Source organism: Vibrio sp. 1F279, from assembly GCF_041439815.1.
Classification (GTDB): Bacteria; Pseudomonadota; Gammaproteobacteria; order Enterobacterales; family Vibrionaceae; genus Vibrio; species Vibrio tasmaniensis_A.
Window position 1 is genome coordinate 232,561 of the sequence record NZ_JBGOOU010000001.1, and the last position, 20,045, is coordinate 252,605.

Consider the following 20,045-nt stretch of genomic DNA (forward strand, 5'->3'; position numbering starts at 1 on the left):
TTGGTTTCAATGAAATTTATTGCATTTGGGGTGTTAATTGAGCAATTAGGTATCAGGAAGGAGACCTGTCCGTAAATATTATGGGGAGCATAGTACGGACAGGCTATTTTAGATAAAGCTAATTTTTAGCCTATGTCTTGTCGTAATTAACTTAAGCCAACGATGTTTCCTTTGCTATCAATGTCCAACGACATAAAAGCCGGCTTATCAGGTAGGCCTGGCATGGTCATTACATTGCCGCACAGCGCGTAAATAAAGCCAGCACCAGCACACAGTTTTAGCTCCCTAACGGGTACGTCAAACTGAGATGGTGCACCTTTTACGTGTGCTTCTGTCGAGATCGATAATGGTGTTTTTGCTAAACAAACCGATAGGTCGTTGTAGCCATGCAGTTTGAATTCGGCCAGTTGTTTTTTAGCCAGTGGAGATAGCGAGATACTTGCTGCGCCATAGCCAACTTCAGCGACGGCCATCAGTTTTTCTTCTAGGCTTTGCTTTGAGTGATACAAAGGCTTAAATTCACTCTGTTTTTGGCAAGCTTTTACTACGGCGTGAGCCAATTTAGTCGCCCCTTCGCCACCCTGACCAAATGCTTCGCTTACTTCAACACTAACGCTTGGGTCGAAGTCGGTGATCATCTGTTTCAAAGCATCGAGCTCTTGAGCTGAGTCTTGTGGAAATCGATTGATCGCAACAACTGTAGGCACTTGGTATTGCTTAACGTTGTTGATGTGCCATTTAAGGTTCTCAAGCCCTGCAATGAGCGCGTCTTGGTCATCATTAAAGATTGAATCTGGTAGCGGAGTTCCCGGTCTCAAATCGTATAAACCTGAGTTGGCTTTTAGACCTCGTAATGTTGCGACAATAACAGCACAATCTGGCTTTTTGTTCGATGCTTTCACTTTGATGTTGCACGCTTTCTCAAAGCCCATATCTGAGCCGAAACCGCCTTCAGTCACAACAAAATCACTCAGCTTTAACGCAATCTTATCGGCAATAATAGAAGAGTTACCGTGTGCGATGTTAGCGAAAGGCCCTGCGTGAATTAGGGTAGGAATCCCTTCAAGGGTTTGCATCAATGTTGGCTCTATGGAGTCTTTCATTGTGACGGTCATAGCACCTGCTACGTTGAAGTCATCTGCGGTTAATGGCAAGCCTTGGTTGTTGTATGCGAGTACCACTCGCCCGATGCGCTTTCTTAAATCTTGAAGGTCATCAGTTAGAGCAAGAATAGCCATCAGCTCTGAAGCGGCTGAGATGTCAAAGCCGTCCTCGCGCTCAAAGCCATTAATTGTTTTGCCTGCTTCGTTCTTGCCAACCGTGATCATACGCAGTGCGCGGTCATTGTGGTCAAGTACACGTCGCCATACTATTCTGCGTGGGTCGATATCCAGAGCTTTTAAGCCTGAGCGAGCCTCAAAGGCTTCTAACCCTTCACGTTGCTCATGATACAAACGAGCGTCAATAGCGGCAGAGGCGAGGTTATGAGCGACTGTTACGGCATGAATGTCGCCAGTCAGGTGAAGGTTCAATTGCTCCATTGGGGCAACTTGTGAATAGCCACCGCCAGCTGCACCACCTTTTACACCAAATACCGGGCCCATTGAAGGTTGGCGAATGCAGGCTATAGCGGATTGGTTAATCTTTGCTAGGCCTTGCGCTAATCCGATAGTGGTGACGGTTTTGCCCTCACCAAGAGGCGTCGGTGTGATGGCCGTAACCACGACTAATTTACCATCTTGTTGGCTAGCGAGGCGTTCAAGTGATGTGAGAGACACTTTAGATTTGTATTGCCCTAATGGCTGATGTTCGTTGTGGTGCAGGCCAGCTTGCTTGGCAACCTCACTGATGTTTTTAAGGGGAGTAGAGCGACAAATATCAATATCAGACAGCATATTTGATCCTTATATCAGAACCGAAAGGTGGTACGTAAACGTTTGCGTGGCGATAGTACTGTATAAATTTGCCAAGTAAAGGCAAACCACATCAATTATGTGCTGGAAGATAACAGATCTAAAGAGTCATTGCGCGAGATTAAATCTTAAACGAGCAAAATATTCGATCTGATTACCTTCAGTTGCGGCTATATTGGTGTTGAATACAAAAAGGGCTGCATATAGCAGCCCTTCAAGGAATGGGTAATCTAGCTTGGCGTTAACCTCTAAGAGTTAACTACTTAATGTGGTCGATTAACGATCCCAGTATGTTTCTTCTAAGCTATCTTCGCGTTCCGGTAGTGCACGAGAAAGGCGAGGAGAGTGCTGAGTCAACACTTCATAGCTTACACGGTTTGCGTACTTACAAATTTGAGACAGAGAAGAATACGTTAGACACGAGTGCTCGTGCTTTTCTGAGTTTGGAACATTTACGTGGTGGTAGCTGTTTGCTGCCATGTCGTGTAAAAGTGCAGAAAGTGCACCATCACCAGCACCATTGGTGTTTTTAATCTCACGCGGGCCACCAAGATAAGGGCCAATGTGAGAGTATACTTTTACCGGATCTTGACAGTCTTGCTTACGCATAGCACGGCTGAACTCGAATTTATTGAACTCAGGGATGTTACCCGGTAACAATGGCAGAGTGGTTTCGCGTTTCGCAGGCTCGTCAGTGTAGCCAGCCATGTATAAACCGATAGGGCCTGCAGTACAGAGAACTAGGTCAACCCACTCAAGTGCTTTGTTAGCAGCTAGAAGCGGATCTTTTTCACCCGTTAACGCTTCACCTTCGTCTTCGTTCATCGCGACGATGGTTACGTTTTCTTTCAGATATTCTTGCCACCATTCCGCATTACCTTCGATCACGTACTTTGTACCAAGTGTTAGTACAACTGGCACATTGTGCGCTTTCGCGTATTCAATCGCTTTTTGTACCGCTTTTGGCATAGGATCTTCAGGTTTGCCGCGCATTAGGTATGACGACACAACCAATGCTGATGCTTTCTCGAATACTTTTTCAGGAACGCTTTCAGGAAGCAGTTGGTTCATGTGGCCTTCGTTGATTGCAAACGTACGTTCACCATCTTCAGAAATAAGCGTGTAACAACGACCAATAGGACCATCAACCGTTTGAAGGTGATTTAGATTCATACGAGAAGAAGTGCGGCAAAGGTAACGATAACCAAATGAGCCAACTTCAATCTTCTTAGACATAACGCCGAGCAATACAGATTTACTGTCTGCAAGTACGGAATAGTTGTGCAGTGTGTTGCCGATAGTATCGCCAGGGTATTGATGCGTGATCAAACCGCGCTCAACTAACTCTTCGTACAGCGCATCTGCTTTACTCTCTTCCAATACCAGTGAGTGACCTTTACTCAGCTCATATTTTTCAAGGAACGCGTTATCAACACGGGCTTCGATATCAACAATCGTTTGACCAACACCGACAATTGTTGCGCGGTGAAGCTTAGGCGTTTGTTGCATTTGGTTGACCAACGGATCACGTGCGTGAGTTGGAAAGTAGTGTTTAGATTTACGCTGTCCAGGAAACTTCATATGAAAAATACAGTGAAAAAATTTTGCCGCATGATATCACATTTTGTTTCTGATTCTTTCATTTTTATTACATTTAGAATCACCTGTACGATGTCTGTACAGGTGACTCGTTTTACTTTTCGCTTGAGGGCATTTACGTGAGCCTATTCCGCTGGGACGAGTGTTGCTGGATCAACGTAAGCCTCAGTACCCCATAGGGGAACGGTTGAAAGGCTATGCTTGAAACTGCCTTCTGTTTCTTTGGTGGTGTATGATAAGTAAAGCAGTGATTGATTCTCTGCATCGTAGATACGACGAACCTTCATTGTTTTAAAGAAGATACTTTTTGATTGTTTGAATACCACTTCACCAGATTTGCTTTTGTCTATTTTAGCAATCATTTCTGATGTAATTTCACCGGTTTGACGACAAGAGATAGAGCTATCGCTTGGATCGGAAAGGCTAAGGTTTGCTTCGATTGAAGCGATATGACAAGTCACACCTGCGATTTTATCATCATCTAAAGAAGACATTTTGATATCCTTCATTGTGAAGAATCCAAGAGAGACGTCGCCAACCTCGTTGTCCGAACAGCCAGCCAACATTGTGATGATACCCGCTGCTATTAAGGCTTTTTTCATAAGAAGTCCTTTTTATTTATAGAGTTCTGTTTACTATAAGGATATTGAAAGCTTGAATACGAGTGTAGAGCTTTTCGTTAAGTTCTTAAAGGATGTTGTTGGATAATGGAAAATATGAAGCATTTAAAGTACTTGTTGGCCTTGGTCATGCTCTGTATGCTCTGTGCTTGTAGCTCGGCACCTCAGTCGAATATATGTCTTCCAAATAGCTGTGACATTTGGGGATACTAACCGTAGGTACTAAAAGAATGAATAACGAAATACCTGAAATTGTACAGAAGAAAAACCAATGGCTGTTTAGTCAACTCGATATTGCCTACCCCGCAAAAGAGAGCCTGCTAGGCCGAGAACTTTATCAAAGCAAACTCCCGTCCAAGACATACCAACTCCTCACCCAAGATCAAACACCTTCCCAAATTGATGAACTGCATAAAGTCGACTTCCATAAACTGACCGTACTTTTTTCACTTAACCAAGCCAGCGCTTACCAAGATGAAACCGAAAGGGCGTACATGTTAGAGTTTTTGAGTCAGATTATGTTATCTGACGAACATGTCTTATACATAGGGACTCAAAATGGTGATGTAGCAGCGAGCGCTATCGTTACAGAAGCGGAGGATTCTCTGCTAATCTCAGACGTTGTGGTTGGAAGTGGTCAAAGTATCAACGCTTTTGCTAAGCAGATCCTTGATTTTTGGGCACAAGATCATGCTTCTCGCGATAAAGTGTGGGTCGAGAACTAAAGGTTGTTTGAGAAAGCGTTAATCTAAGTAAAATACCCCGTCTTATTTAAAGGGTATTGTATGTACAAGCTATTGTTCTCAATCGCTGTATTGTGTGTTAGCGCTTATTCTTCACTCAGTTTTGCTAATGACTGGGATATCAAACGCATCCTAGTTTTACACTCATACGAACCTTCTTATCAGTGGACCGCTGACTTCCAAAAAGGGATAGACAGTGCGTTCAGCCAATCTCAAGCCGAAGTTAAACTCTCAATCGAGTATTTGGATTCAAAGCGCGTCCATAGCCCTGAGTACTACGATTCTATCGCGAACTACTTACGTACCAAATATGCAGATTATAAGTTTGATGGTGTAATCGCGACTGACGACAACGCGGCTAACTTCCTTGAATCTCTGCCTAATTTGATTGATCGCTCCACACCTGTCGTTGCTGCCGGTATTAACGATTTCAGTACCGACATGTATTCGGTGTCTGATAGAGCAACCGTGCTTTATGAGAACGATCAGATAGACGTCAATATTGATCTAATTACGAAATTAAGACCTAACCTAAAAACATTGTATTTCATCAATGATTACAGTGTCACTTCTGAGTTGATTCGCAAAGAGATGAATCGCGTGATGACTGAGTTCCCTCATATCACATTGGTTGAAATACGCGATCTATCGTTAGTGCGTACCCGTCAGTTTTTGGAAGGTATCTCCGCTGATGACGCGGTTTTGCTCAGTCATTACAATACCGAATTAAATCGAGGCGTGTATCATACTTATCAAGAGGTTTCGGATACTTTGTCTAAAGCAAGTGCTGCTCCAGTGTTTGCTTTGTGGCAGTTCTATATTTCGGGAGATGTACTTGGTGGCTATGTGAATCACTCTCAAAGCATGGGTGAAGAGACGGTTAAGGCGCTCGATAAGTACCTACCTCTTGGTTTCAGCGAACCTTTAACTCCAGGTGATAACAAACGTTTTGTTTTCAATTATCCAGCGATGAAAAAGTTCGGTATCCGTGAGAGTGCGCTACCTGATGAGGCTGTATTCATTAATGAGCCTTCATCCTTTATTCGTAAAAACTTTCAGTTGCTATTGGGTTTGTCGATGGTCATTGCAGGTTTGAGCCTGATTATTTTGATGCAATTTGTCACTCTACGCCAAAAGAAAGAACTGGCTAAAAAGAGCAAACGAATCTTAAAACTTCAGAAGCAAACACTGAATATTCAAAAAGATATGATTCATGTTCTCGGAGAGGCGATTGAAACTCGCTCTGGCGAAACCGGTAATCACGTTAAGCGTGTCGCCAAGTTGTCTGCGTTGCTTGCTAAGTATCGTGGCTTGAGCCATCGCGAGGTCGAGATGATAGAGATCATTAGTCCGATGCATGATGTGGGTAAAATTTCAGTCCCAGAATCAATCTTGGATAAACCAGGTAAATTGACCGAGCAAGAGTGGGAAGTGATGAAGCTTCACACAACGGCAGGCTATAACTTATTGAAGAGTGGAGCCGGTGATATTACCAATCTGGCTGCTATCATTGCCAACGAGCATCATGAACGTTGGGATGGGGCTGGATATCCTAATGGCAAAGTGGGTGACGAAATTCACTTGTTTGCCCGTATTACGGCCGTCGCGGATGTGTTTGATGCACTACTCAGTGCTCGTTGTTACAAAGAGCCGTGGCCATTAGAGATGGTTGTCGATTTGTTCGAGAGAGAATGCGGCTGTCAGTTTGACCCTGAGCTTACTCAGTTATTATTGAGCTACTTACCCGAGTTTGTTGCTATTCGTGATTCGTATCCAGATACCATCACCGCTGAATGTCGCATTGAATTAACGGATAAACCTATTGTTATTGAAGAATTGACCGTGAATTAACGGTTTATTGGCAAATAAAGTCGTGATTGGTGACGCTCAAAGTATATTAATTTAATGAGTACTGTTGCTTATGGTTAGGCATAAAGTGATCCACTGCATATTTCGCGTAGAGAAATAAGGGCCGATAGGTAAAGTGTTACCTTAATCATCACGCGTATTGAAAGAACACTATAGGATAAAACTTGAATTCAATGCGAGTGAGAGAGCTATGCGGTTAGAACAAACTAAATGTGTAATTTTCGATTGTGATGGAACACTCATCGATAGCGAGAAGCTGTGTTGCCAAGCCTTAGTGAATGTGTTTTCTGGCTTTGGGGCTAAGTTAAGCGTTAATGACTGCTATGTGCACTTTCAAGGTGGGAAGCTAGCTGACATCTTAATGGATACGCAAGCACGTTTAGGGCTATCTATCTCCATCGATACACTCGAGCCGCTTTATCGCACTGAATTAGAAGCCTTGTTCCAACGCCATTTAAAGCCGATGGATGGTGCTATTGAGCTTATTGAATTCCTCAAGCAACGAGACATTGAGTTTTGTATCGCTTCCAATGCGCCTAAATCTCGAGTTGAATCTTCATTGGCAATGACAGGAATGCTCGACGACTTCAAAGGCAAAGTATTTTCAGCTTTTGATGCCAATAGCTGGAAACCTGAGCCCGACCTGATCATGTATACCGCAATGAATATGGGCTTTTTACCAAACGAATGTATTTATGTTGATGACACGGTGAAAGGCATTGAAGCAGGGGTTCGTGCGGGTATTCAATCTTTTAGATTGCGACCAACGTTTGAAGGTTCATTGAGTGATAATACCGAAGCCGACATAGCAGAGCTAGCGGCTCAGGATATTTACAGTTTGGAAGAAATATCGATTTGGATTAATGGCAAGCGCTGCTCAAGTGGTGGTATACCGCACTCTGGAGCTTTGGTGGGGTAGAGCCTAATTGAAGGCTGACTACTTTGCTTAATTGTGTTGTGTGGAAACCACATGCAGCACAAGTGAACTTCTCTCCACTTTCTGAAAGTAGATATTCGTCATGTTGGCATAAAGGGCATGTGATGTCGTCGGTGTATGGTGCATCTGTTTTATTCATTATGTGTCACCTGCAGCAAAAGGGTAAGCGAAAATAAGACCCGTTCAAATAGATTACCCCTAAGCTCGATTATTAGACAGTTTTGGCTCCTCTTAATCCCTCCTTTGCGACTTACTTCATGTTAATAACTGAGGAGTATGGATTTGCCATGATTATTAATCAACACCAATAAAAGAAGGACTCTATATGAGTCCTTCTTAGGTTTGTTCTTAATTCTGAGCATTAAGCATTAAGCATTAAGCATTAAGCATTAAACATTAAGTGCAAATAGCTGATAGCTAAGTGCTAAGTGCGGTATCTTGCCAAAGTTTGAGACAGAGAAACCGATGCTTCAGTCAGCTTAGATACGCCCTTTGAAGAGTTTTGAGCGACATCTTTGATTACGTCTGATTGGCCTCGTATATCATTAAGCTCAGCAGCGATGGTATTCGCTACGTTGCTTTGTTCATCAGCTGACGTTGCTATTTGTAGACTCATGTCCATTAGCGCTTGTGCGGAATCTGCAATCGAGTTTACGTCATCACCGATATGTGAAATGAGTTGGCTACTGGTTTGCGCTTGATCAACCGTTTGCACCGTGATCTTAGCAATATTTTGACTCTCTTGCTGTAAGCGTTCAATCATCGTTTGGATCTCAACTGTAGCGGATTGAGTTCTGCTAGCAAGCGTTCTTACTTCATCAGCAACAACGGCGAAACCACGACCTTGTTCACCCGCACGAGCTGCTTCAATCGCGGCATTTAGCGCAAGTAAGTTGGTTTGCTCAGAAATTGCGTTGATCGTGGTGATGACTTCGTTGATTTGGCTTGTATTTACATTCAAGCTCGTAACAGAAGACGAGGTTTGCTCAATCAAAGAAGAAAGGGTGGTTATCTCTGAGATTGCTTGCTGAACCATAGCATGGCTATCATTGATTTGTTGAGCATCTTGCTCCGCTTGCTCTGTAGAGCGCGCAGAGATATTAGATACTTCATTCGCTGATGCCGTCATCTGATCCATTGCCGTTGCAACAGAGTCTAGAGATGAATTCTGGCTCATAATCTGTGTTTCACTACGCTTCATCTCTTTTTCGAAAGAAGCTGACGTTTCACTCAGTGTCGCTGCGTTTTGGTTTACGTTATTGACTAGTTCACTTAGCGTATCCATTGAACGGTCAAGGGCGCAACCAATCGTACCAAACTCATCTCGGCCTGGATGGAAGCCAAGGCGAGATGTTAAATCACCATCACCAATCTTTTGAGTGGTTGAGTAAAGAACCCAAAGTGCGCCTCCTAGGAAGGTTGCAACCCAGTAACAGAAAAGACCAAAAGGCAAACACCATAAAAGACTGAGTAATAATGTGTACAGAGCTTGCTGCTTTTGGTTCTGTGTATCAGTAGTTGAAACGGTAAGAGAGTAGTAGTTGCCATCTTGTGCCAGTGCCGTAGCAGTCACCGAACCCGTGTTTGAAATAGTGGTTTCTTGAAGGCGTGTTTGTTGGCTAACAGAACGAACCGAAGCTGGGGAATCTGACGCTGATAAAATGCCTTGCAATTGAAACTCAACCTGCTGTTTTGCACTTGCGTCAATTTGTTCTAGCTTGTTGACATAGTTGAAGCCAGCGAGGCTTGCTACAGCGGCGAAAAAGATCAAGAAAATGACCCAAAACTTGTCGTTAATAGACATTTTAATAAACAGTTTGTCTATCGTTCTAAATTGTACTTCTTTCATAAAAACTCCACGGTAAATCCTTTACCGTGGACTCTAAATAACCGACCTTAATAAAAATGTGATTCCGATCGATTAATTATGAAAATTCATGACAGCAATATATCGTTAATGAGACATCAATCAAGTATTTTTGCTCTCGATGGGTTTATTAGCTTAATGATGGTAATAACCCTACTGAAATAAGGATTTGAATTGCAATGATAAACACGCCAACGCTACCCGCTAAAAACAGCGCTTTGCTTCCACCTAACACTTGGTAAGTTGATTCTGTAGCGTGAGGTTTTACTAATAAATCTGTGTAACGAACTTTGTATACCATTACTGTCGGCAGCAGAATTGCGAGCACTGAAAGTGCAATGGCAGCGTAACCCAAAGCCATGATAAAACCTTGTGGGTAGAACAAGGCAAAACCTAATGGTGGTAAAAAAGTGATAGCGGCCGTCTTAACGCGTTTAGCATTGCCTAGTTTCTTGCTTAGAGAGTCCCCCATGAATTCAAATAACCCCAAGCTCACGCCAATAAAAGAAGTAAGAAGTGCAAGGTCAGCAAAGACACCCACGATCAAGCTTAAGTTTGATTGATGAACAGTTTTCGATAGTGAGACTAGAAGCGCACCCAAGCTAGTATCAGACAATAATTGCTCTTGGCTAATCACACCCAACGTAACACTCTGCCAGAAAACATAGATGACCAAAGGCAGTGCAGAGCCAATAATCATCACCTTACGTAATGAGCGAACGTCACCATCCAGGTATCGAACAATTGAAGGGATGCTGCCGTGGAAACCAAAAGAGGTAAACACAACCGGTATCGCAGCAACAATCAGGCCTTGCTGCAAAGGCATGCTCATTAGGTATTGAGAGGTGATGTTTGGTGCAAGGAAACTGAGTACCAGTACCATCGCAATCAGTTTAAGCCCGAATAAAACGCGGTTAACTTTATCAACACTGTGTGTACCAATCGTCACAACTCCCGCAACTAAGAGTGTAAATAGGAGTGTGGTGACTTGACCATTGAGTTCAATCCCTGCGATATCCGAGATACGTTGGTTAAACTGCGCACCGCCACCTGCAATGTATGCGGCACACAAAGCGTAGAAAAGAAACATCACGGCGAAGCTTGCGATCCACTTTCCTTTCGTTCCCAAAATCGTGTGAGCTAACGTGTGTAGAGTTGCGTCCGATTCAGCGAATTGATGAAGCTCTACCATTAATAATGCGGTGAAGGCCATTAGAGCCCATAAGCCAAGCATTAGAAATAGTGAGGTTGAAAAGCCAATTCCTGCAGATGCGAGTGGAAGAGCGAGCATGCCGGCACCAATGGTTGTGCCTGCAATGATCAAAGTACTACCAAAAACCTTTGATTTATTCATTGTATATAATTCTTTACGTTAGGGTGGGTTTTCGTTGTATTTCTTCTGGTCTAAGAGAATAAACCCAAAGAATATCTCGATTTTTAAGTATCTTGATTGAGTTTAATTCCAAATGCAATGTTTAATGTAATTAAAAATATCCACTGTATATAAATTCGTACAGTGATTGGTGCATAAGGAATTAAAAATGCTTAAGCAAACGTTTGAGTGTGATTTGCTTCAAAATTTATAGGGTAATTTGTTGTAATTGGTGTAAGGTGGCAGTACATATGTCGTTCGCGTATGCCCCTTTAGCGTAAACAAGCGCTAATGATCGCGAGTAGCTTCAAGCTATAAATATGGAATGGGTAGAGTAGAGTGCGTTCATCAAAGTGACATAATTTAAGTCCAAGATGGTGCACTAGTTAATCGGACAACATGTCCACACCAAGGAATAGAGGGGGCACTATGAGTGACCAATCTTATAATGACGAAAGTCTAGAGTTGTTAGATGCTATGGAAATTGGTATCGATTTATCTGACTATGAACAGACGGTTAAACAATTAGCAGAAGAGCTTTTCAAGTCTTCGAACTAAGTTTTTAAGATCTTTAATTAGGTTTTACTGAACTAAAGGTTTCTGTAGTTCAACGTTCTCAAATTAAACAATTTTTAAACTGAGCAAATCTCATTCGCTCACGCGTCATAACAAAACTATCCTCATTAAAGTTCGCGAAGATAAACGAGTACGTTTACCATGTTACTTAGTTCTCGATACTTTAATGAGGTTCAATGAACTTTCTCGCACACCTCCACATCGCCAAGCATTGTAAAAGTAACTTAGCGGGTAATCTGTTAGGTGACTTCGTTAAAGGCGATCCTAGTAAATATTATTCAAACTCACTTTCAGACGGAATAAGACTTCATCGATTCGTTGATAGCTATACTGATCATCATGATGTGTCTCGTTCTGCAAAATCGCTTTTCTCACACCAAACACGACGCTTTGCACCTATCGCACTCGATGTATTTTGGGATCACTGCTTAGCCAATCATTGGGCTCAGTTCTCAACGCAATCACTTGAGCGCTTTTGCGTAGACAGCCATCAACAGATCTTTGAACACCAAGAGCCTCATTGGCCTGAGCACTTCATTACTGTTCACCAGAAAATGGCAGAACAACGTTGGTTGCTAAGTTATCAAGACATGTCTTCCATTGAGGTGGTATTGCAACGCATGGCTTTGAGACGGCCAAAGCTTGGGATGCTTAAGTCTTGCTATCACGACCTAGAACAGCACTACAACACGTTGCAGTGTCACTTTAATGAGCTTTATCCTAGTGTTTTAGAAGAAGCGAAGCAGTTTAATTCGCTTCAAATGAAGAAAAATCAAAAGGAAAGGTAAACAGCGTAATGCAGGTTTGCTACAATCCGCGCCTATTTAATCTTTGAGCATCATACTATGTCTGAATCTACAAAATCTTTTAACCAACTAGGATTATCTGAGCATCTTCTTGCTACGCTATCAGAGCTTAACTTTACGGCTCCTACCAGTGTTCAAGAACAAGCGATTCCATTGGTATTAGAAGGCAAAGATGTATTGGCTGGTGCTCAAACGGGTACAGGTAAAACGGCCGCATTTGGTTTGCCCATTATCCAAAGATTAATCGAGACAAAAGACAACGTTATTCCAAACCCGAAGCTAGTTCGTGCGCTTGTGTTGGTACCAACACGTGAACTAGCGCAACAGGTTTTCGATAACGTAACCAGCTACGCAAAGGGCACCGACATCAAAGTCGTGGTGGCTTACGGCGGCGTTAGTATGAAGGTTCAAACTGAAAACCTACGCGGGGGAGCTGATATTCTTGTCGCGACTCCGGGCCGTCTTATCGACCATATGTTCACTAAGAACATCATGTTGAGCCACTCTGAAGTGTTGGTACTGGATGAAGCAGACCGCATGCTAGACATGGGTTTCATGCCTGATATCAAACGCATTCTTTCTCGTATGAATGAGGTGCGACAGACTCTGTTCTTCTCTGCGACGTTTGATAACAAAATTAAAGCTCTGGCACATCGAATGATGCAGTCGCCAAGCGAAATTCAAGTGACGCCAAAAAACAGCACCGCTGACACCGTTACCCAGATGGTTTATCCCGTTGATAAATCGCGCAAGAGTGAATTATTGGCTTATTTGATTGGCTCAAAGAACTGGCAACAAGTGTTGGTGTTCACTAAGACTAAGCAGGGTACCGATGCTCTAGTTAAAGAGCTTAAGCTAGATGGCATTAAAGCGGCATCAATCAATGGTGATAAGAGCCAAGGTGCGCGCCAAAAAGCACTGGATGATTTCAAATCAGGCAAAGTACGCGCGCTAATTGCAACCGACGTGGCAGCTCGAGGTATTGATATCCAGCAGCTAGAACAAGTTGTGAATTACGATATGCCATTCAAAGCGGAAGACTACGTTCACCGTATTGGTCGTACTGGCCGTGCTGGCAACAGTGGTTTAGCGATCTCTTTGATGAGCCAAGATGAAGCTTATCTTCTGGGTGACATTGAACGCTTACTTGATACTCGCTTGCCTCAAGAGTGGCTAGAGGGTTTTGAACCAAGCCTAGAAAAAGATATAGCCCCCGATCGAGGTGGTCGCAGTAAAAGTCGTTCATCAGAAAAACGTAAGATGAAAGCGAAACTTAAGATTCATCAAAATCGCGGTAAAGCGCGTCGCTAAACCTGCTACTGGTTGAATCGTTTAAAACATAGGCAGACTCACTCAGACATAAAAATGCCCCGCTACTGATATATTCAGTAGCGGGGCATTTTCGTTTTCGTTTTCGTTTTCGTTTTAAGCATTAAGCATTAAGCGTGAAACTTGAAGCCGCGATTTTAGTGTTTGTTTTGCTAGTGTTCACATTTCCACACACAAGGGACTTCATAAATAAGTTCTTCAATCGAACTTGTATTCAATACCCATTCATCAGTGATATTGAAGGTGCTGATCATTTGCTTGTTGAACAATTGCCAATGATTTAACAATGCTTCTTCAGGTGTCGATTGCATGTCGCCTTCATTCCATGTGCTTTCCATGAAAGGAGTAAGGCATACCGCTCCGTGCGCATACATGATCATTTGCCATTTAATTTCATAAATGTTGATCAAATTATCTGGATTCGCATCATTATATTCATCTGCCAACATATTAATTTGTTTTTCGATATCACCAACATTGTCGATAAAGTAATCGACCAAGTTGTCTTTTTGGCGAACAGAGTCGGTGATAAGTTGCATCGGTTTGCGTGAGTGAATCATGTTGCTAAAGAGGCGCATACTGAATAAATAGATAGTAATATTTGGCGCGACGCCTTTTGGTAACTCTTCTACGATTTTAGCAATGTATGACTGAAAATAATCATGTAAACAATCACTTATAGCATGCCAGATTTTCTCTTTGCTACCAAAATGGTGGCGAATAAGGCTATGAGATACGCCTGCTTTCTCACTGATGTTACGAAGAGAAACCCTGTCATAACCATGCTCACAGAACATATCCGCAGCTACACCCATGATCAAAAATCTCGTCTCTTCAGCGTCTTTCGCGCTTCTTCTGCCTTGTTTCTTTTCAGTCATCTTCATTTCTACATTTACCTGATTACCACATTCTACACTGTTTTCCTTGAAATAAAAAATACTGCACAGGTGGAAAGTAAAGCTTGAGAATTCTTTAATAATAAATATACTGCCCACCTGTGTAATAAATCATAATAATTAAATGGAGAAGCATCATGCAATCCAATTTGTCTATCAAAGCGATACCGACCAAGCGTACGGGCGCGGTTATTGCCGCACTATTGCTCGCAGGCTCTCTAACTGGATGTAACAAAGTTCAGTCAGAGGAAAATGAGCAGGTAATCAAGCCTGTAAAGTTATTTGAGATTCCTCTGCAGGCAGATATCGAGCTTGATAGTTTTATCGCAAAAGTGGATGCAACCGACCGTGCTGCGCTTTCATTTCAAGTGGGTGGCGATATCGAAGCTTTCGATGTTCGTATGGGACAAGAAGTTAAGAAAGGTCAGGTGCTAGCCGTATTAGACGCGACGGATTACCGTATTGCCGTTGATGCAGCTCAAGCTAAATTTGACTTGGCGAACAGCCAATACAAGCAAGCTTCTGAGTTGTATTCGAAAAAGTTAGTCAGTACCGATTACTACGACCAAGCCGTCAACACCTTTACTGCCGCTGACGTTGAGTTGGAACAAGCAAAAACAAACCTTGGTTACACCACATTAGTTGCTCCATTCGATGGCGTGGTATCGATGGTGTTTGGTAAGCAATATCAGTTAATTGCTGAAAAGCAGCCAGTTCTTAATATTTTGAATCACAGTGAAATGGATGTGACGTTCTCTATTCCGGTATCTAAGCTTGAAGACCGTTCTATTCAAGACCTAACGAGCTCAAACATGTGGGTTGTAATGGATAGCCACCGCGGTATTCGTATCCCAACGCGTTTTAGAGAGATCTCTACACAACCAGATGAAGACACCAACAGCTACCAAGCGGTTGTATCTATCGACAAGCCGGTAGGCATCAATCTACTTTCTGGAATGACAGCGCAAGTTGAAGTTCAGAAGAGTAAGTCAGACTACGGTATTGGCATTGTTGATTCAGCTTGGCTAACCAAACAAGCTGACCATGGCGAGCTATGGCGCTATAACCCAGACTCTCGATCGATTTCTAAAGTACAAGTCCTGCTTGATGAGCAAGGTAAAGTTATAGAAGGTCTTTCTTCTGGTGATCTTATCGTTGAAGCAGGTGTGGATGTGTTATCTGGCGGACAGCAAGTAAAAGCTTGGCTTCGTGAGGGGGTATTTAATGAACCTTTTAAAATTATCAGTTGTTGTCGCGTCGGTTTTGTTACTTCAAGCCTGTAACAATGAAGCTGTACACCGTGAACAACCGCCTTTATTGGTTTCTACCTTTGACGTTGGCGCGCCGCTGACTGATCAGTTCAGAAGTTTTAATGGACAGGTAATGCCCGCTGAATTGACCCCCTTGGCATTTAAGCTCGCAGGCGAAATCCAACAAGTCTTGGTAGAAGCCGGTGACAACGTCGAAAAAGGCCAGTTACTTGCGACCTTAGACAACGCGACGTATCTCCAAGATCTGACTGATGCTAACTCTCAATTCAAACTGGCGAGCAAGCAGTTGGCCCGTGGTACGGAGATGTTTGGTAGCAAGATGTTGTCGCAGTCAGAGTTAGACCAACTAACGGCTAACTATAAGCTGGCATCGGCGAATTTGGCGGCTGCAAAACGCAAGCTAAGTTACACAGAGCTTTTAGCGCCATTTTCCGGGACAGTTTCTACGGTGGACAAGCAACGTTTCGAAAACACGACACCGGGTGAAACACTATTAAGCGTGTACCAGAACGATAAGGTGTATGTACGAATTCAAGTATCAGATTCGATCTTGGCATCGATCAGTCCAGACATGCGTTCAAATAGCTATCGTCCTGAGGCGACCTTTGGCGGTCACACAGGGCAATATCCACTGACGTATCTAGAGCACACTAGCGAATTGCACCCACAATCACGTACCTACGAGTTTTGGATGCAGATGCAGCAGCCTGAAAGTGAAATTCTGCCGGGCACGAGCGTCACGGTCAATGTGGATATGGCGAAAGCGGGTCTGAGTGATGTTCAAGGTTACCAGTTACCAATGACAACGCTAGTAGCGGGCTCTGAAGCTAATCAGTTCTATGTGTGGAAAATGGAAGACGGACAAGCATTCAAAAGCGAAGTAGAAGTCGACAAAATCAGTGGCCAAGGCGCATTAATCGCTCATGGTGTTGAGCAAGGTGATCGACTCGTAAACTCGAATCTAAGAAAACTCCGTGACGGAATCGAATTGTCAGGAAAAGCAGAATGAACATCGCAGAATATTCAATAAAAAACAAAGTAATCAGCTGGCTGTTTCTAGTCATTTTGGCCATTGGCGGTGTGTCGTCTTTTGGCAACCTATCCCGTTTAGAAGACCCAGCTTTTACCATTAAAGATGCAATGATTATTTCAACTTACCCCGGCGCTACGTCTATGGAAGTTGAAGAAGAGTTAACGTATCCACTTGAAAAAGAGATACGACAGCTGCCTTATATCGACAAGATTACTTCAACGTCGTCGAATGGTATGTCTCAAATTATGGTCAGCATGAAGATGGACTACGGTCCAGACGAGTTGCCCCAAATTTGGGATGAAATGCGTCGTAAAATCAACGATCTACAGCCAACACTACCCAGTGGTGTTAACTCAGTTCAGATCATTGATGATTTTGGTGACGTATTTGGTGTGATGATCATGCTGACCGGTGATGGCTACGATTATGTCGAGCTAAAACAGTACGCAGATTACCTAACGCGTGAAATCGAATTGGTTGACGGTGTTGGCAAAGTAAGTATTGCGGGTGACCAACAAGAGCAATTGTTTGTTGAGATGTCACTTGAGCGTTTAGCAGCGCTGAACTTAGATATGTCGATGGTAACGTCACTGTTAGCACAACAAAATAGTGTGGTATCGGCAGGCGAGGTAATGTTGAATGGCCAAAGCCTAACGATCAAACCTAACGGTACGCTGAGCACAGTTGAAGAGCTAGAAAACCTAATCATTCATGGTCGTGACATTGGTAACCTGATTCGTTTGAAAGATGTCGCTGAGGTTACTCGAGGTATCCAAGAAAAACCGGGCAATGTATTAACTTACAACGGTAAACCAGCGATTAACCTAGGTATTGCATTCTCTTCAGGCGTAAACGTGGTTGAAATAGGTAAAGCATTGGATGCGGAACTGGATCGCCTAGAAAGTATTAAACCAGCGGGTGTAGAACTGAACTACTTCTACAACCAAGCGCAAGAAGTAGACAAATCAGTGGTGACTTTTTAATCAGCCTAGTTGAAGCGGTAGCCATCGTTATTATTGTTCTGCTGTTCGCAATGGGTTTACGCAGTGGTTTGATTATCGGTTTAGTCCTTCTACTGACCGTATTCGGTACGTTCATTCTTATGGACTACAACGATGTCGAACTGCACCGCATCTCACTGGGTGCTTTGATCATCGCGCTCGGTATGCTGGTGGACAACGCGATTGTTGTCGTTGAAGGTATTCTAGTTGGTTTAAAGAAAGGAAAGACTAAGCTTCAAGCAGCAAAAGACATCGTGACACAAACGCAATGGCCACTATTGGGTGCGACCATTATTGCTATTACCGCTTTTGCACCTATCGGGTTGTCGAAAGATGCGACGGGCGAGTTCATGGGCTCATTGTTCTGGGTATTGTGTTTCTCATTGTTCTTGAGCTGGGTAACGGCGCTAACACTCACGCCATTCCTTGCCGAGATGCTGCTTAAAGAAGAAGATAAAGTCGATGAGAACGATGACCCATACAAAGGTATTCTGTTCGTTGTATTCGGTGCGTCTCTGAAATTTGCATTGCGCTTCCGATGGCTAACTGTCGTCAGTATGATTGCTATGCTAGCTGGTTCGATTGTTGGTTTTGGTATGGTGAAGCAACAGTTCTTCCCACCATCAAACACGCCAATGTTTTACGTCGATATGTGGATGCCAGAGGGCACAGATGTTCGTGAAACCATTAAGCAGACTGAAAAGGTTGAGAGCTACATTCGTCAAGAAGACGACGTAGAGTTTGTAACCACAACGGTTGGGCAGGGCATGCAACGTTTCGCTCTGACATACCAACCAGAGAAAAGCTATGAAGCGTACAGCCAGTTACAAGTAAGAACCACTGACCGTGACGCCATGTTTAAGGTTCTAGCTGAGTTGGACAAAGACTTAGCGAACGAATTTGAGCAACCAACGTTCCAGTTCAAACTGATTGAATTTGGTCCGTCACCAGCTTCGAAGATAGAAGCTCGCATTATCGGTGCTGACCCTCAAGTATTGCGTAGTATTGCCGTTGAAGTCGAAGACGTTTTACTTGCCGATCCAGGCTCACGAAATGTTCGTCACGACTGGCGTGAACGCACTAAAGAGTTAGTGCCACTGTTTAACGAATCAAAGGCACGTCGCCTTGGCATATCAAAAACTGATTTGTCTGAGACGTTACAAATGGCGTTTGGTGGCTACAACATCGGCTTACTGCGTGATGGTACTCATATGTTACCTATCGTTGCGCGTTTACCTGAAGAAGAGCGTTTTGACTTTGAATCACTGAACAATGTGAAAATTTGGAGCCCATCGCTACAAACTTACATTCCAGTTGAGCAAGTGATTGATGGTGTAGAGCTTCAATGGTCTGAACCACTGATTCAACGTCGTGATAGAAAGCGTACGTTAACCGTGCTGGCTGACCACGATGTATTGGGTGATGAAACGCCAGCGAGCTTGTTTGCGCGTGTTAAACCAAAGATAGAAGCATTGGCTCTACCAGAAGGCTACAGCATCAGCTGGGGCGGCGAATACGAAAGCTCTAAAGATGCACAAGAATCTCTATTTGGTTCACTACCAATGGGTTACTTGCTGATGTTTATTATCACCATGCTTCTGTTTAACTCGGTTCGTAAGCCGCTTGTAATTTGGTTTACGGTACCACTTTCTATCATTGGTGTTTCGATTGGTCTGTTAGGTACCAATATGCCATTCAGTTTCACGGCTTTCCTAGGCTTACTGAGCTTAAGCGGCATGATTTTGAAAAATGGTATCGTCCTGCTTGACCAGATAAACACTGAGCTCTCAACAGGCAAAGACCCATACTTAGCGGTTATCGACAGCGCGATCAGTCGTGTACGACCGGTATCTATGGCAGCACTAACGACTATCTTGGGCATGATTCCCTTGGTATTCGATGCATTTTTCGGCTCGATGGCGATTACCATCATGGCAGGCTTAGGCTTTGCTACAGTACTAACGCTAATAGTAGTACCAGTGATGTTCGCCATTCTATATAGAATCAAACCGTCCACTGCGGGTTATTAGGGATTGATATAAAACAGATTCTTTTAAGCCAGCCCGGTCTATTTTGACTGGGCTTTTTTACGGATATGGTTTGATAAAACAAGACAAAGATAGGGCCGAACTAAGAGGACGTTGCGATAGCAATGCGTGCCTTAACAAGGAGCGTTTTCAAAGATAGGTATTACAAAAGTGGTTAGCCAATGG

General features: G+C 43.3%; 13 protein-coding genes and 2 pseudogenes. 9 read left to right on the plus strand and 6 right to left on the minus strand.

The window, feature by feature from the left end; all coding sequences use genetic code 11:
• Positions 1-146: 146 nt before the first annotated feature.
• The 3 genes from ACED60_RS00970 to ACED60_RS00980 all read right to left on the minus strand — a co-directional run bounded on the left by ACED60_RS00970 (position 147) and on the right by ACED60_RS00980 (position 4,114).
• On the minus strand, positions 147-1,895 hold the full coding sequence (locus tag ACED60_RS00970; RefSeq protein WP_102257716.1) for a formate--tetrahydrofolate ligase: 1,749 nt from the start codon (positions 1,893-1,895) through the stop codon (positions 147-149).
• 294 nt (positions 1,896-2,189) lie between these two features.
• Positions 2,190-3,494 (minus strand): inosine/guanosine kinase, encoded by a 1,305-nt coding sequence (locus tag ACED60_RS00975; RefSeq protein WP_009845192.1) that lies wholly within the window; start codon positions 3,492-3,494, stop codon positions 2,190-2,192.
• Positions 3,495-3,637: 143 nt separating this feature from the next.
• Complete coding sequence (locus tag ACED60_RS00980; RefSeq protein ID WP_009845193.1) at positions 3,638-4,114, minus strand: CreA family protein; 477 nt, start codon at positions 4,112-4,114, stop codon at positions 3,638-3,640.
• A 248-nt stretch (positions 4,115-4,362) separates the two neighbouring features.
• On the opposite strand from ACED60_RS00980, the gene ACED60_RS00985 reads away from it, so the two are divergent.
• The 3 genes from ACED60_RS00985 to ACED60_RS00995 all read left to right on the plus strand — a co-directional run bounded on the left by ACED60_RS00985 (position 4,363) and on the right by ACED60_RS00995 (position 7,663).
• A complete protein-coding gene (locus ACED60_RS00985; protein ID WP_029222777.1) occupies positions 4,363-4,857 on the plus strand; it encodes a hypothetical protein in 495 nt (164 codons plus the stop codon).
• Between the two features lie 60 nt (positions 4,858-4,917).
• Positions 4,918-6,726 (plus strand): HD domain-containing phosphohydrolase, encoded by a 1,809-nt coding sequence (locus ACED60_RS00990; RefSeq protein WP_371726698.1) that lies wholly within the window; start codon positions 4,918-4,920, stop codon positions 6,724-6,726.
• A 208-nt stretch (positions 6,727-6,934) separates the two neighbouring features.
• Positions 6,935-7,663, plus strand: a complete 729-nt coding sequence (locus ACED60_RS00995; RefSeq protein WP_371726699.1) for an HAD-IA family hydrolase — start codon at positions 6,935-6,937, stop codon at positions 7,661-7,663.
• Positions 7,664-8,105: 442 nt separating this feature from the next.
• Here the strand turns inward: ACED60_RS00995 and ACED60_RS01000 are convergent, their stop codons facing one another.
• Together ACED60_RS01000 and ACED60_RS01005 are read right to left on the minus strand one after the other, a co-directional pair.
• A complete protein-coding gene (locus ACED60_RS01000; protein ID WP_009845230.1) occupies positions 8,106-9,530 on the minus strand; it encodes a methyl-accepting chemotaxis protein in 1,425 nt (474 codons plus the stop codon).
• Between the two features lie 148 nt (positions 9,531-9,678).
• The gene (locus tag ACED60_RS01005) at positions 9,679-10,902 is read right to left on the minus strand and encodes an aromatic amino acid transport family protein (RefSeq protein ID WP_371726700.1); all 1,224 of its coding nucleotides are present in this window, start codon (positions 10,900-10,902) and stop codon (positions 9,679-9,681) included.
• A 447-nt stretch (positions 10,903-11,349) separates the two neighbouring features.
• Between ACED60_RS01005 and ACED60_RS01010 the strand changes: the two genes are divergently transcribed.
• The 3 genes from ACED60_RS01010 (at position 11,350) to ACED60_RS01020 (ending at position 13,613) form a co-directional block, all read left to right on the plus strand.
• Positions 11,350-11,478: a hypothetical protein gene (locus ACED60_RS01010; RefSeq protein WP_017059831.1), complete on the plus strand. Its 129-nt coding sequence runs from the start codon at positions 11,350-11,352 to the stop codon at positions 11,476-11,478.
• Positions 11,479-11,672: 194 nt separating this feature from the next.
• A complete protein-coding gene (locus ACED60_RS01015) occupies positions 11,673-12,284 on the plus strand; it encodes an ACP phosphodiesterase (protein ID WP_032555041.1) in 612 nt (203 codons plus the stop codon).
• Positions 12,285-12,341: 57 nt separating this feature from the next.
• Positions 12,342-13,613 (plus strand): DEAD/DEAH box helicase, encoded by a 1,272-nt coding sequence (locus tag ACED60_RS01020; protein WP_135384314.1) that lies wholly within the window; start codon positions 12,342-12,344, stop codon positions 13,611-13,613.
• Between the two features lie 170 nt (positions 13,614-13,783).
• Here ACED60_RS01020 and ACED60_RS01025 read toward each other — a convergent pair whose 3' ends face one another.
• The gene (locus ACED60_RS01025) at positions 13,784-14,515 is read right to left on the minus strand and encodes a TetR/AcrR family transcriptional regulator (protein WP_371726701.1); all 732 of its coding nucleotides are present in this window, start codon (positions 14,513-14,515) and stop codon (positions 13,784-13,786) included.
• 149 nt (positions 14,516-14,664) lie between these two features.
• Between ACED60_RS01025 and ACED60_RS01030 the strand changes: the two are divergent.
• The 3 genes and pseudogenes from ACED60_RS01030 to ACED60_RS01040 form a co-directional block, all read left to right on the plus strand.
• Positions 14,665-15,744: pseudogene (locus ACED60_RS01030) on the plus strand (efflux RND transporter periplasmic adaptor subunit); the annotation flags it as partial.
• A gap of 7 nt (positions 15,745-15,751) precedes the next feature.
• Positions 15,752-16,807, plus strand: coding sequence for an efflux RND transporter periplasmic adaptor subunit (locus ACED60_RS01035; protein WP_371726702.1), 1,056 nt, complete (start codon positions 15,752-15,754; stop codon positions 16,805-16,807).
• A pseudogene (locus ACED60_RS01040) lies at positions 16,804-19,862 on the plus strand (efflux RND transporter permease subunit). The gene ACED60_RS01035 and the pseudogene ACED60_RS01040 overlap by 4 nt, the downstream one beginning before the upstream one ends.
• Positions 19,863-20,045: the final 183 nt, after the last annotated feature.